This window comes from Pseudomonas koreensis (assembly GCF_024169245.1).
GTDB classification, from domain to species: Bacteria; Pseudomonadota; Gammaproteobacteria; order Pseudomonadales; family Pseudomonadaceae; genus Aquipseudomonas; species Aquipseudomonas koreensis_F.
In genome coordinates this window covers 2,454,218-2,468,320 of record NZ_JALJWP010000001.1, presented here as the reverse complement: position 1 = coordinate 2,468,320, position 14,103 = coordinate 2,454,218, and the positions used below count along the sequence as shown (strand labels likewise).

13 protein-coding genes are annotated in these 14,103 nt (G+C 59.2%); 3 read left to right on the top strand and 10 right to left on the bottom strand.

What is annotated here, in order from left to right:
* Positions 1–36 precede the first annotated feature (36 nt).
* The 10 genes from J2Y90_RS11020 to ffh all read right to left on the bottom strand — a co-directional run bounded on the left by J2Y90_RS11020 (position 37) and on the right by ffh (position 10,180).
* Positions 37–1,410, bottom strand: coding sequence for a transporter substrate-binding domain-containing protein (locus J2Y90_RS11020; RefSeq protein ID WP_253499445.1), 1,374 nt, complete (start codon positions 1,408–1,410; stop codon positions 37–39).
* A 120-nt stretch (positions 1,411–1,530) separates the two neighbouring features.
* Positions 1,531–2,940: a threonine synthase gene (thrC, locus tag J2Y90_RS11015; RefSeq protein WP_253499443.1), complete on the bottom strand. Its 1,410-nt coding sequence runs from the start codon at positions 2,938–2,940 to the stop codon at positions 1,531–1,533.
* Between the two features lie 106 nt (positions 2,941–3,046).
* Complete coding sequence (locus J2Y90_RS11010) at positions 3,047–4,351, bottom strand: homoserine dehydrogenase (RefSeq protein ID WP_253499439.1); 1,305 nt, start codon at positions 4,349–4,351, stop codon at positions 3,047–3,049.
* Positions 4,352–4,482: 131 nt separating this feature from the next.
* Complete coding sequence (gene dsbC / locus J2Y90_RS11005; RefSeq protein WP_253499436.1) at positions 4,483–5,214, bottom strand: bifunctional protein-disulfide isomerase/oxidoreductase DsbC; 732 nt, start codon at positions 5,212–5,214, stop codon at positions 4,483–4,485.
* A 250-nt stretch (positions 5,215–5,464) separates the two neighbouring features.
* Entirely contained in the window at positions 5,465–6,361 is an 897-nt protein-coding gene (xerD, locus tag J2Y90_RS11000; RefSeq protein ID WP_253499433.1) for a site-specific tyrosine recombinase XerD, read from the bottom strand.
* Between the two features lie 187 nt (positions 6,362–6,548).
* On the bottom strand, positions 6,549–6,899 hold the full coding sequence (rplS, locus tag J2Y90_RS10995) for a 50S ribosomal protein L19 (RefSeq protein ID WP_003175895.1): 351 nt from the start codon (positions 6,897–6,899) through the stop codon (positions 6,549–6,551).
* Positions 6,900–6,944: 45 nt separating this feature from the next.
* Complete coding sequence (trmD, locus tag J2Y90_RS10990) at positions 6,945–7,697, bottom strand: tRNA (guanosine(37)-N1)-methyltransferase TrmD (protein ID WP_038860625.1); 753 nt, start codon at positions 7,695–7,697, stop codon at positions 6,945–6,947.
* A gap of 2 nt (positions 7,698–7,699) precedes the next feature.
* Positions 7,700–8,236 carry a ribosome maturation factor RimM gene (gene rimM, locus J2Y90_RS10985; RefSeq protein ID WP_016771538.1) on the bottom strand — a complete coding sequence of 179 codons (537 nt, stop codon included), beginning with the start codon at positions 8,234–8,236 and terminating at the stop codon, positions 7,700–7,702.
* Positions 8,237–8,241: 5 nt separating this feature from the next.
* Positions 8,242–8,493, bottom strand: coding sequence for a 30S ribosomal protein S16 (rpsP, locus tag J2Y90_RS10980; RefSeq protein ID WP_003185073.1), 252 nt, complete (start codon positions 8,491–8,493; stop codon positions 8,242–8,244).
* A 310-nt stretch (positions 8,494–8,803) separates the two neighbouring features.
* Positions 8,804–10,180, bottom strand: coding sequence for a signal recognition particle protein (gene ffh / locus J2Y90_RS10975; RefSeq protein ID WP_007967791.1), 1,377 nt, complete (start codon positions 10,178–10,180; stop codon positions 8,804–8,806).
* Between the two features lie 210 nt (positions 10,181–10,390).
* On the opposite strand from ffh, the gene J2Y90_RS10970 reads away from it, so the two are divergent.
* The 3 genes from J2Y90_RS10970 to J2Y90_RS10960 all read left to right on the top strand — a co-directional run bounded on the left by J2Y90_RS10970 (position 10,391) and on the right by J2Y90_RS10960 (position 14,041).
* Complete coding sequence (locus J2Y90_RS10970) at positions 10,391–11,203, top strand: cytochrome C assembly family protein (protein WP_016771539.1); 813 nt, start codon at positions 10,391–10,393, stop codon at positions 11,201–11,203.
* A gap of 12 nt (positions 11,204–11,215) precedes the next feature.
* The gene (locus J2Y90_RS10965) at positions 11,216–12,457 is read left to right on the top strand and encodes a transporter associated domain-containing protein (RefSeq protein WP_253499430.1); all 1,242 of its coding nucleotides are present in this window, start codon (positions 11,216–11,218) and stop codon (positions 12,455–12,457) included.
* A gap of 267 nt (positions 12,458–12,724) precedes the next feature.
* Positions 12,725–14,041, top strand: a complete 1,317-nt coding sequence (locus J2Y90_RS10960; protein ID WP_065615857.1) for an MFS transporter — start codon at positions 12,725–12,727, stop codon at positions 14,039–14,041.
* The last annotated feature ends 62 nt before the right edge of the window (positions 14,042–14,103 follow it).

Genomic DNA, 14,103 nt, shown 5'->3' with positions numbered 1-14,103 from the left:
GAAAAGTAGCCGCGTCTTGCAGGACATTTCCCATCTTTACTGCAGACAGCGACACCCGCTTTCGGACTTGCGCTGCGTGATGTCGGTCCAGCCGCCCAACAAGCCGCGCAATTTACCGTCACCGCTGTAAAACGGCACGGTCCACTGATAGACCTCGCGCGGCCCGCCATTGAATACCAGCTGTCGTTTGCTGAAGCGCGACTTGCGGGTTTGCAACTGCGCGATGAATTCGTCGTGCAGCATCCGGGCGGTGGTTTCAGGAAATGCATCGACCTCGATCAGCAGGCGCCCCTGCATCTGATCCAGGCGCACTGACAACGCCTCCTCGTAACTGCGATTACAGATGATCAGGCGCCCTTGCAGATCCCGGACGAACACCGGATCCGGCATCGAATCGATCAGGGCGTGCTGGAACGCCAATTGATCGCCCAGTTCCTTTTCCGCTTCGCAGCGCAATTTGATCACGGCCGCCAGGCGCCTGTTCCAAACCAATGACAGTATTCCGAAAACGCCGATCACCCCCATCGCCCAGCATCCCCACTCGACCAGTTGCTGCCAGATCGATGGCACGGGCGCCGGCGAAATTCCTTCCAGCCATTTAAGACGGATCGCCCGTAACTCCGCAGCAGGGAAAGCCTCCAGCGCCTTGTTGAGAATACTCAGCAGCTCCGGCATGCCTTTTCGTACAGCGAGGTGATCGGCTTCCCACTTGCCCTCCACCAAGCCGCCGACCTTGAGCATGCCCAGCGGATAGAGCTGCGCGCCGATTTCGTTTTCGATCGTGGCGTAGGCCTCACCACTTTCGACCAATGCCCGGGCTTCGGCATAAGTCTTCACCGAGCGTATTTCGATCGCTGGATAATCGCGCCGAATCACATCTTCCAGCGCGTGGCGAGCCGGCAGCACTACGACGCGTTTTGCCAATTGCTCGAAAGACTCTATGGTCGGTGCACCGCCATGCCCGACGAAAACCCAGCCGGCGCCGCCGAACGCATGGCTGAAATCAAGAAACAGCTTGCGATCATCGCTCATGGCCAAGGTCGTGCTAATGTCCGCGACCCCGCTTTGCAGGCGTTCGAGCATATGATCGGTGGAGAATGATTCCTGATGCTCGAATTGCAAACCGGTCATCGCGCTGACGTGTTTGAGTACGTCGTTGTTCAGGCCGCTCCACTGTCCGTGCTCGTCCTGAAACAGGTACAGCGGATATTGCACCGACGCCACTGTTACTTTGGGGTTGTCACGGATCCATTGCCGCTCGTGCGCATCCAGTTCGACAGCCTGCACATTGACTGCCGCATTCGCCTGATCGAGCGCCATTTGCGCCGCCACTCCGTTGTGCATCCAGCCCAGCATCGCCAACAAAAACAACCAGCCCAGTGCCGGTTTCAAACCTCTGTAAAACAGCATTGCCATTTCCTTCGTGATCGACTCACCCGTCCTTCGTGGGTGAAAACCCGAGCAGTGTGGCAGCAGAAACAAAAAAGCCCGTCAGGAGACGGGCTTCAAAATGTGACAGCTTTTGCAGGCTTAGAGTGGCTTGCCACGGTTGCCATGCTGACTGACAAAGGCTTGCACGGCTTTCAGGTCGTTTGGTAGCACCGTACAGCGCTCGTTTCTCTCAAACAAATCAGAAAGATGTGCAGGTAGTTCGAGCGCTTTTCCTACACCCGCTTTCTCCACTGCCTCGGGAAACTTGACCGGATGGGCAGTCCCCAGAATCACCATCGGGATGTCCAGACTGCGACGGCATTCGCGCGCGGCTTTCACACCGATCGCCGTATGCGGATCAAGGACTTCACCGCTCTGCTCGTAGACTTCGGCAATGGTTTCGCAAGTCTGCGCATCGTCCACCGCCAGCGAGTCGAACAGTTTGCGCGCTTCGGTCCAGCGCTCTTGTTCGACGCTGAAGCTGCCGTCCTTTTTGAACGAGCCCATCAGGCTGGCAATCGCCGCACCGTTACGACCGTGCAGGTCGAACAGCAGTCGTTCGAAGTTCGACGAAACCATGATGTCCATCGACGGCGACAACGTCGCGTGCAGGGTTTCCTTGACGTACTGGTTGCCGCTCATGAAGCGGTGCAGGATGTCGTTGCGGTTGGTCGCGACGATCAACTGATTGATCGGCAGACCCATGTTGCGCGCAAGGTAACCCGCGAAGATGTCGCCGAAGTTGCCGGTCGGTACCGAGAACGACACCGAACGCGCCGGACCGCCCAACTGCAGGGCTGCATGGAAGTAGTAGACGATCTGGGCCATGATCCGCGCCCAGTTGATCGAGTTCACCGCCACCAGACGCGTGCCTTTGAGGAAGCTCTGGTCGGCGAAGCTGTTCTTGACCATTTCCTGGCAGTCATCGAAGTTGCCTTCGATGGCGATGTTGTGGATGTTCTCGCCGAAGATCGTCGTCATCTGCCGACGCTGTACTTCAGACACGCGCTGGTGCGGATGCAGGATAAAGATATCGACGTTTTCGCAGTGCTTGCAGCCTTCGATAGCCGCCGAACCGGTGTCACCGGAGGTGGCACCGACAATCACCACGCGCTCGCCGCGCTTCGCCAGCACGTAATCGAGCAGACGGCCGAGCAGTTGCAGGGCGAAGTCCTTGAACGCCAGGGTCGGGCCGTGGAACAGCTCCAGCACCCACTCGTTGCCGTTCAGTTGCCGCAATGGAGCAACGGCGCTGTGGGCGAACACACCGTAGGTTTCTTCGAGAATCTTTTTGAAATCGGCATCCGGGATGCTGCCGGTGACGAAAGGACGCATCACTCGGAACGCCAGTTCGTGATACGGCAGGCCGGCCCAGGAAGCGATCTCTTCCTGAGTAAAACGTGGCAGGTTTTCCGGGACGTACAGACCGCCATCGGTCGCCAGACCGGCCAGCAGGACGTCTTCGAAATTCAGGGCCGGGGCCTGGCCGCGAGTACTGATATATCGCATTTTTTTCAAACCTTCGGTTTGAGCTGCAAGCTGCAAGCTGCAAGTCGCAAGTAAAAGCCAGACTGCTTCTCTCTTGCCGCTTGCAGCTCGAAGCGTGCCGCTGCTTTTAGTTCAAATGTTCGACACGGATCCGTACAACCGGGCCGTCGACGCCAGCCAGTGCTTCCAGCGCAGTGATTGCATCATTGATACGCTGCTCGACCACGCGGTGGGTCAGCAGGATCATCGGCACCAGGCCGTCATGCTCTTCGACTTCCTTCTGCATGATCGATTCGATATTGATGCCGCGCTCCGACAGGATGCTCGCCACCTGAGCCAGCACGCCCGGATGGTCCTTGGCCTGAATGCGCAGATAATAAGCGCTTTCACAGGCTTCGATCGGCAGGATCGGATGCGCCGACAGCGAGTCCGGCTGAAAGGCCAGGTGCGGCACACGGTTTTCCGGGTCGGAGGTCATGGCGCGAACCACGTCGACCAGATCGGCGATCACCGAGGAAGCGGTCGGCTCCATGCCGGCGCCGGCGCCGTAGAACAGCGTCGAACCGGCGGCATCACCGTTGACCATGACGGCGTTCATCACCCCGTTGACGTTGGCGATCAGGCGATCGGCCGGAATCAGTGTCGGGTGCACGCGCAACTCGATGCCGGCGTCAGTGCTGCGCGCCACACCGAGGTGCTTGATGCGATAGCCCAGCGCTTCGGCGTAGTTGACGTCGGCAGTGGTCAGTTTGGTGATGCCTTCGGTGTACGCCTTGTCGAATTGCAGCGGAATACCGAAGGCAATCGACGCCAGAATGGTCAACTTGTGTGCGGCATCGATGCCTTCGACGTCGAAAGTCGGATCGGCTTCGGCGTAACCCAGGGCTTGCGCTTCGGCGAGCACGTCTTCGAACGTACGGCCCTTCTCGCGCATTTCGGTGAGAATGAAGTTGCCGGTGCCGTTGATGATCCCGGCAACCCAGTTGATGCGGTTGGCAGACAGGCCTTCACGGATCGCCTTGATCACCGGAATGCCACCGGCCACTGCTGCTTCAAACGCCACGATCACGCCTTTCTCGCGTGCCTTGGCGAAAATCTCATTACCGTGAACGGCTATCAGGGCCTTGTTCGCGGTGACCACATGCTTGCCATTCTCGATGGCCTTGAGTACCAGCTCGCGGGCAACGGTGTAGCCGCCCATCAGCTCTATGACGATGTCGATCTCAGGGTTCGTGGCCACTTCGAAGACATCGTTGGTAATCGCAATACCGGTCGTCTGGAACTGAGGCTTTGGCGTGCGCGTGGCAATTTGTGCCACTTCGATTCCACGCCCGGCACGACGAGCAATTTCCTCGGCGTTGCGCTGAAGTACGTTGAAGGTACCGCCACCGACGGTCCCTAACCCACAGATGCCTACTTTGACCGGATTCACTGTGAACTCCCCATGAAACGGCCGACGCAGGGTCGGCCGGAAAACAACCGCGTGCTCGCGGCTCTCTGTTGATGGCCCGGCGCTGTTGCTGCCGGACCACGATCGTCAACGGCTGCCCGCGACGATGCGAATTACTTCGCGCCCAGCGCCAGTTTGGCGACTTGTGGCGCAGGCTGGTAGCCCGGAATGACTTGTCCATCAGCCAAAACGATGGCCGGTGTACCGTTCACGCCGATCGACTGACCGAGCGCAAATTGCTTGGAAACCGGGTTATCGCACTTGGCGGCTTTGATTTCCTTGCCATCGACCATTTTGTCCATGGCGGCTTTCTTGTCCTTGGAGCACCACACCGCCTGCAACTGCTCGTCACCCGGCGAATTCAGGCCCTGGCGCGGGAACGCCACGTAGCGCACTTCGATGCCGCGCTTGTTCAGCTCGGGCACTTCAGCGTGCAGTTTGTGGCAATACGGGCAGGTGGTGTCGGTGAACACGGTGATGTGCGATTTGGTTTCGCCCACGGCCGGGTAGACCACGGTTTCGGCGACCGGAATGGCATTGATCAGTTTGGAAATGCCCAGTCGTTCGGTCTTCTCGGTCAGGTTGACCGGTTTACCGTTCTCGAGCTGGTACAGGTTTCCCTGAACGATGTACTGGCCATCGGCGCTGGCGTAGAGCACGCGGCTGCCTTTGAGTTTGACTTCGTACATGCCGGGCAACGGGCTGGCATTGATGCTTTCGACCGGAACCTCGAGTTCGAGTTTTTCCAGGCTTTGACGAATGGCTTTGTCGGCCGCGTCATCGGCGACGGCAAAGGTGCTCACCAGCGCAATGGCGGCGGTGACGAAAATCTGGGTCAGACGCATGAGTACTCCTGAGGGCGGGCCAATGAAACGATCAGAACGCCCGTGCGAAACACCGGGTCATAACCGTCCATCGTGCAAACCGGCAAAGCCTAACACATAAGGCCGCGAGGGCCGAATGCGCCTGACACAAGACATCGATCTCACTCCGTAGGAGCTGCCGAAGGCTGCGATCTTTTGATTCTGGCTTCTGTAAACGAAAGCAAGATCAAAAGATCGCAGCCTTCGGCAGCTCCTACACAGGGTTTCGTGTTCAGCCGCGAGGATGGTGTTTGGCGTGCAGGTCCTGCAAGCGGGCGCGGGCGACGTGGGTATAGATCTGCGTGGTGGACAGGTCGCTGTGCCCGAGCAACATCTGCACCACGCGCAAGTCCGCGCCGTGGTTGAGCAGATGCGTGGCAAATGCGTGGCGCAACGTGTGCGGCGACAGCGATTTGCTGATCCCGGCGACCTTGGCCTGGTGTTTGATGCGATGCCAGAACGTCTGCCGGGTCATCTGCTCGCCGCGCTGACTGGGAAACAGCACATCGCTGGGGCGCCCACCGAGCAATTCGCTACGGCCATCACGCATATAACGCTCGACCCAGACAATCGCCTCCTCGCCCATCGGCACCAGGCGTTCCTTGCTGCCCTTGCCCATCACCCGCAAAACGCCCTGGCGCAGATTGACCTGCTCCAGGGTCAGGCTGATCAGTTCGGTCACGCGCAAACCACAGGCATACAACACTTCCAGCATCGCGCGGTCGCGCTGGCCGATGGCGTCACTGAGATCCGGCGCTTTGAGCAGCGCTTCGACATCAGCTTCCGACAGCGACTTGGGCAAAGGCCTGCCGAGTTGCGGCATGTCGACGCGCAATGTCGGATCGACGTGGATCAGCTTTTCCCGCAGCAGATAGCGATAAAAGCCCCGCACCCCGGAGAGAAATCTCGCCGTCGAGCGTGGCTTGTAGTTTTGCTCCAGGCGCCAGGCCAAGTGATCGAGGATCAACTCGCGACCGGCATTGATCAGCTCGAGGTTCTTCTCCTGCAACCAGCCGTTGAACAGCGCGAGGTCGCTGCGATAGGCGTCGCGAGTGTTGTCGGACAGGCCTTTCTCCAGCCATAAAGCGTCGAGGAATTGATCAATCAGCGGATGGTCGATGGCAGGCATGGATGCTCGGGGCAGGCAGCTTTCGAGCTGCGCGCAAATGGACAGTGAAGGGGCGCTAGTCTTTCATAGCCGGCCAGTTCAAGAAACAGGCAGCTTCATTGAGCGCGGCGTGTGAGATTGAACCGGTAAATTCCAGGCAACAAAAAAGCAGCCCGTAGGCTGCTTTTTTCTGCATCGGAAGCTGGGCTTAAGCCAGTTTTTCCTTGATGCGAGCTGCTTTACCCGACAGGTCGCGCAGGTAGTACAGCTTGGCTTTACGTACGTCACCGCGACGTTTCACAGCCATGCTGTCGATCTGCGGGGAGTAGGTCTGGAAAGTACGTTCTACGCCAACACCGTTGGAGATTTTACGAACGGTGAACGCACTGTTCACGCCGCGGTTGCGCTTGGCGATTACAACGCCTTCGAACGCTTGCAGACGGGAACGATCGCCTTCCTTCACTTTCACCTGAACGACAATAGTGTCGCCTGGGGCGAAGGTAGGGATTTCTTTGGTCATCTGCTCTGCTTCGAGTGCAAGGATGATTTTGTTGGTCATGCTGTGCTCCTAAGGTAAATCGTTCGATCTACCATCGATACGTTGTTAACTATCGTCCCGCTCGCGGATGTATTCCTCGAGCAGCTTCTTCTCTTCTCCAGAAAGCGAGCGGCTTTCCAGAAGATCGGCGCGTCGTTCATAGGTCCGACCAAGGGACTGCTGTAAACGCCAACGCCGGATATGCGCGTGATTGCCACTCAGCAACACGTCGGGAACACGCTGATCCGCATACACCTCCGGTCGGGTGTAGTGCGGGCAATCCAGCAGACCATCCGTAAAGGAATCTTCCTCAGCGGAATCCGCATGCCCTAAAGCTCCAGGCAGCAGTCGTGTAACCGCATCGATCAGGACCATGGCCGGCAGCTCGCCGCCAGACAGTACATAGTCGCCAATCGACCACTCTTCATCGACATGAGCCTCAATAAAGCGCTCGTCAATGCCTTCGTAACGGCCGGCAATCAGGATCAATGCATCCGATTGTGCCAGCTCGCGTACCGCCGACTGAGTCAGTTGACGGCCTTGGGGGGACAGGTAAATCACCTTCGCCGCCTCCCCGGCTGCTGCCTTGGCCTGGGCCAGAGCATCTTCCAGGGGCTTGATCTTCATCACCATGCCCGGACCACCGCCAAACGGGCGATCGTCCACAGTGTGATGCCGATCCGTCGTGTAATCTCGCGGATTCCAACAGGTCAGCTGCAAAAGCCCCTGTTTGACCGCACGACTGGTGATGCCGTAATCGCCAATGGCGGAAAACATCTCGGGAAACAGACTGATCACTTCTACGCGCAAGTTAGCCACGTTCAGAAGTCCGCGTCCCAATCCACCTTCATCTCGCCCGCTTCCAGGTCGACGGCCAACACGCATTGCTCCGTATAGGGCAACAGGCGTTCGCGATCATCCAGGCTGCCAGCGCAAGGCTTGACGACCATTACATCATTGGCGCCGGTTTCCAGAAGATGATCGATTTTCCCGAGCAGTTGCCCAAGCGTGTCGATGACCTTCAGACCTTCCAGCTGGTACCAGTAGTACTCGCCTTCGGTCAATTCAGCGAACAGGTTGCGCGGCACGCAGATCTCATAACCGGCCAGAAGACGAGCTTCTTCACGATCATCGAGACCCTTGAGCTTGGCGACCAGGAACTTGTCGCTCCCGCGTCCACTGACCAGCTCGACCTGTTTGACATTGCCTTCGCGCTTGAGCGTCCAGGTTTTGTACTGCAACAGGTTTTCAGTCGGATCAGTAAAGGAATAAACCTTCACTTCGCCGCGAACGCCATGAACAGAATAAATTTTGCCAATAACGATCAAATCATCGGCAGGGGCTGGCGTCGCGTTCATATTGCTCAGGCCGCAGCCTTGGCAGATTCCTTCAACAACTGAGCAACGCGCTCAGAAGGTTGTGCACCAACGCTCAGCCAGTAGGCAACGCGCTCTTGGTTCACGGACAGACGGATTTCCTGACCACGGGCAACAGGGTTGAAGAAGCCAACCTGTTCTTTGTGGGAGCCGTCACGCGGGTTACGCGAGTCGGTTACGGTCAGGTGGTAAAACGGGCGCTTTTTGGAGCCGCCAAGGGCAAGACGGATTGTTAGCATGTGAACATCGTTCCTGTAGTCGGTGCTGCAAATCTAAATGCACAGCGGGCATGGGTGCCCGAAAGGCCGCATATTCTAAGGAATATCCGGACTTTTGCAAATGCCTTTTTCCGGCGCCCATGGCATGCCGTGCAGATTTGCATAGAGAGCCGTCGATGAAAACGGCCAGTCAGCTCCCGCCGAGTGCGGGTTTGCTGTTGATCCTGCTTCCTTGCAGGGTCTGCGCCGGTGCGACGACCGGCGCGGATCTTGTGCCCGCCTTACCCATTTCTCTCGCCATATATAAGAAGAATGGATCAGACAGAACGTCTTACATCTTCGGCATGCCGCCGCCGGGCAACATACCGCCCATGCCGCGCATCATTTTTGCCATACCGCCCTTGGCGGTGAATTTCTTCATCATCTTCTGCATCTGCTTGTGCTGCTTGATCAAGCGGCCGATGTCCTGCACCTGCGTGCCGGAACCCATGGCGATCCGGCGCTTGCGCGAACCGCTGATCAGCTCAGGGTCGCGGCGCTCGGCCGGGGTCATGGAATTGATGATGGCTTCCATCTGCTTGAACTGCTTCTCTGCGGCGTTCTGGGCATTGCCCATCTGCGACAGGTTGACGCCGCCGATGCTCGGCAGTTTGTCCATGAGGCCACCGAGGCCGCCCATGTTCTTCATCTGTTGCAACTGATCGCGGAAGTCTTCGAGGTCGAAGCCCTTGCCCTTCTTCAGCTTCTTGGCCAGTTTGTCGGCCTTGTCCTTGTCCAGCGTCGCTTCGGCCTGTTCGATCAGGCTGAGCACGTCACCCATGCCGAGGATCCGCGAGGCGATACGCTCAGGGTGGAACGGATCGAGCGCTTCGCTCTTCTCGCCCATACCGATGAACTTGATCGGCTTGCCGGTGATGGCGCGCACCGACAGCGCGGCACCGCCACGGGCGTCGCCGTCGACCTTGGTCAGGATCACACCGGTCAGCGGCAGCGCATCGCCGAAGGCCTTGGCTGTGTTGGCGGCGTCCTGACCGGTCATGGCGTCGACCACGAACAGGGTTTCGACCGGGTTGATCGCGGCGTGCAGCGCCTTGATCTCGCCCATCATCTCTTCGTCGATGTGCAGACGACCGGCGGTGTCGACGATGACCACGTCGATGAATTTCAGTTTGGCTTCTTTAATAGCCGCGTTGGCGATGTCGACCGGCTTCTGGCTCAGGTCGGACGGGAAGAACGTCACGCCGATGTCGTTGGCCAGGGTTTCCAGCTGCTTGATCGCCGCCGGACGGTAGATGTCCGCCGACACGACCATGACCGACTTCTTCTTGCGCTCTTTAAGGAAGCGCGCCAGCTTGCCGGCAGTGGTGGTTTTACCCGCGCCCTGCAGACCGGCCATCAGAATCACGGCGGGAGGAACGGCGCTCAGGTTGAGGTCTTCGTTGGCCGCGCCCATCAGGCTTTCGAGTTCGGCCTGGACGATCTTCACGAACGCCTGGCCCGGCGTCAGGCTGCGCGACACCTCGGTGCCGACAGCGCGCTCCTTGACCGAATTGACGAAGTCCTTGACCACCGGCAACGCGACGTCAGCTTCGAGCAACGCCATGCGCACTTCACGCAGGGTGTCTTTGATATTGTCCTCGGTCAGCTTCGCCTTGCCGGTGACATGGCGCAGCGTCTGCGAGAGACGGTCGGTTAAGTTTTCAAACATTGCGCGATCCTTTCAGGCCCTGTACGAACCGGGATAATGGCGGCCCAGACCGGAATCAACATGTGCCCGGCGAGCCTGCGGCGTGGGCAGGTCGCAGATTATAGCGAAGACTGCGGCCGGCGGACACCTCGCCGTCAGCTTGCGGAGTCTTTCGTGCCGTGGCGGTTCTATGCCAAACTCAGCGCCTTTCGGGCTCGCCTAACAGGATTTATGCTCCCCTTGTCACCCAGTTTGCTGACCACCCTCGCCGCCGCCCTGCTCTACGCCGCTGCGACCGTCTATCAAAGTACCCGCCTGGCCACCGGCGCCAAGGCGAACAAGCGCCTGCTGGTCAGCCTCGGCGTGTTCGCCGTGCTCGCCCACGGCGCCAGCCTGCTCACTCATTTATTGACGCCGATCGGCCTCGGCCTGGACTTTTTCAGTGCTTCGAGCCTGATTGCCGCCGCAGTCATTGCCCTGACCCTGCTCGCCTGCTCGCGAATCCCGGTGGAAAACCTGCTGGTGTTGCTGTTCCCGCTCGGCGCGATCACGGTACTGCTGGCGCAGTTCGCGCCGACCGGCACGGTGCAGATCATCGATGAAGAGCCGGGCATCCTCGCCCACATTCTATTGTCGATCCTCGCCTACGGCATGTTTACCATCGCGGTGTTCCAGGCGTTGCTGCTGTTGGTTCAGGACCATCAGCTCAAGCACAAGCACCCGTCCGGGCTGATCAAGAACTTCCCGCCGCTGCAAACCATGGAAAGTCTGCTGTTCGGCTTTCTCTGGGCCGGCTGGACGCTGCTGTCGCTGTCGCTGATTTCCGGCTGGCTGTTCGTCGAGAACCTGTTTGCCCAGCATCTGGTGCACAAGACCCTGCTGGCCTGTCTGGCGTGGATCGTCTTCAGCGTGCTGTTGTGGGGGCGCAACCGTCTCGGCTGGCGTGGCCACAAGGCGATTCGCTGGACCCTCGCCGGTTTCTGCCTGCTGATGCTGGCGTACTTCGGCAGCAAACTGGTTCGTGAATACATTCTGCACATCTGACGGGCGGCATAAATGGACGGTTTGCCCATAGGGCCGATGCTCGCGGTATTTGTCCTGCTGATTTTATGGTCAGGGCTGTTTACCGCCGTCGAAATCGCGCAGCAGCACCTGCTCGCGCAACGTGTTGCCTCGCGCGCCAGCGATAAGCCGCTGGCGAAGCTGAGCTTCCCGCTCGACAGCCTGATCCTCTGCAACACCCTGTGCCGCGCCCTTGCGGTGATCATCGCGACGCTGTTGGCGATTTTCCTCTGCGACGAAAACGGCCCCTGGGCGGCGTGCCTTGGCGCCGGCGCCATTCTGCTGGTATTTGCCGATTATTTTCCGCGCACTGTGGCCCGGCGCCATCCCGAAGCCGTGCTGGCGTTCGGCAATGCTTTGCTGATGGTGCCGATGAAAATCGTCTACCCGCCCGCCTGGCTGTTCAGCCGTCTCAGCGCTTTGCTGATGACGCCGTTCACGCGCAAGGCTCAGGTGGTGCAACAGAGCGAGGACGAGATGCCAGCCGATCACGATGATGATCCCGAACATCCGGTCCGCGCCCACCCGGTGTCGGGCATTCATGCGCTGGACAACATCACGGTCAACGACATTCTGGTGCCGCGCAGCGACGTCGATGGCATCAACCTCGACGACTCGATCGAAGAGATCATCGAGCAACTGCGCGAGAACAAGCGCACACGCCTGCCGGTGTTTCACAGTGATATCAATCAGGTCGAGGCGGTGCTTAACACCCGTCAGATCGGCCATTTGCTCAGTAATGGCGGACTGACCCGCGAGGCGCTGCTGGCCGCCAGCTACGAGCCGTACTTCGTCCCGGAAAGTACGCCGTTGCAGCTGCAACTGCTGAACTTCCACAAGCAGCAGCGCCGCCTCGGCATGGTCGTCGATGAGTACGGCGAAGTGCTGGGCATCGTCACCCTTGAAGACATTCTCGAAGAGATCGTCGGCGAATTCGAAAGCGAGCACAGCCTCGACAATCCGCATATTCATCCTCAGGCCGACGGGCGCATGGTGATCGATGGCGCCGCGTCGATTCGCGACCTGAACAAGTGCCTGGGCTGGCATCTGCCGAGCGACGGGCCGAAGACGCTGAACGGGCTGGTGACTGAAGCGTTGGAGACGATTCCTGAAAGCGCTGTCTGTCTGAAGATCGGGCGTTATCGCCTGGAGATTCTCGAGACCGAGGAGAACCGGGTGAGCAAGGTGCTGATCTGGCTGACTTCATCGGTGCCTGCTTTAGTGCCTGCCCGATAGAAGATCAAAAGATCGCAGCCTTCGGCAGCTCCTACCCTGCGATCTTTTGCGCTTGTTCGATTGTTAGCCCCCTTCCTATAATCGAGGCGCTTACCCAAGCGCCGTCGCTCCCTGTGCTTACCCGGCACTATCCGGATCCCGACTGTTTCCGCTGCAAACCGACGACTGTTCCTACTCGAAACAGCGCTCGCGCCCTACCCCACATCCCTGGGTGTTCGACCATAATAATTCGCTCCACTGGAGCTCATGACTGTCAGGGATCACCGCATGACGACCCATACCGCTTACAGCGAAACCGCGCCTGCCCAGCCGACCAATTCTGCCACCCGCGTGGCCACGGCCAGCTTTATCGGCACCGCTATCGAGTTCTACGACTTCTACGTTTACGCCACTGCTGCGGCGCTGGTGATCGGGCCGGTATTCTTTCCGCAGACCTCCGGCACGGCGCAGATGCTTTCGGCATTTCTCACTTTTGGTATCGCCTTCCTCGCCCGACCGCTGGGTTCGGCACTGTTTGGCCACTTCGGCGACCGCATCGGGCGCAAATCGACACTGGTTGCCTCACTGCTGTTGATGGGTGTGTGTACAACCTTGATCGGCGTCTTGCCGGGTTACGACAGCATTGGTGCCTGGGCGCCGATTCTGCTGTGTGTGCTGCGTTTCGGTCAGGGCCTGGGCCTCGGCGGCGAATGGGGCGGCGCGGCGCTGCTGGCCACGGAGAACGCGCCGAAGGGCAAACGCGCGTGGTTCGGCATGTTCCCGCAGCTCGGGCCATCGATTGGTTTTCTGGCGGCCAACGGCCTGTTCCTGACCCTGGCGATGACCCTGGATGACGAGCAGTTCCGCAGTTGGGGCTGGCGCATTCCGTTTCTGCTCAGCGCGGCGCTGGTGATGGTCGGCCTGTATGTGCGCCTCAAGCTGCATGAAACGCCGGTATTCGCCAACGCGATCGCCCGTCAGGAACGGGTGAAAGTGCCGCTGGTCGAGTTGTTCAGCCAGTATTGGGCGCCGACCCTGCTCGGTGCGGCGGCGATGGTGGTCTGTTATGCGCTGTTCTACATCTCGACAGTGTTCTCGCTGAGCTACGGCGTGTCCACGTTGGGTTACAGCCGCGAGACTTTCCTCGGCCTGTTGTGCTTTGCCGTGTTGTTCATGGCCGCAGCGACGCCATTATCCGCCTGGGCCAGCGACCGTTACGGGCGTAAACCGGTGCTGATCATCGGTGGCGTGCTGGCGATTCTGTCCGGATTTCTGATGGAACCGTTGCTGACCCAGGGTTCGACCTGGGGCGTGGCGCTGTTTCTGTGCATCGAGTTGTTTTTGATGGGCGTGACGTTCGCACCGATGGGCGCGCTGTTGCCTGAGCTGTTTCCGACCCATGTGCGTTATACCGGCGCTTCAGCGGCGTACAACCTGGGCGGCATCGTCGGGGCCTCGGCGGCGCCGTTCTTTGCGCAGAAACTGGTGGCGATGGGTGGGTTGAGCTATGTCGGCGGGTACGTGTCGGCGGCAGCGGTGTTGAGTTTGATTGCGGTGCTGTGTTTGAAGGAGACGCGCGGCAACGACCTGAATCGTGTCGCTTGATAGATAGCTATCGCGAGCAGGCTCACTCCTACAGGGGAACGCATTCCAAATTGTAGGAGTGA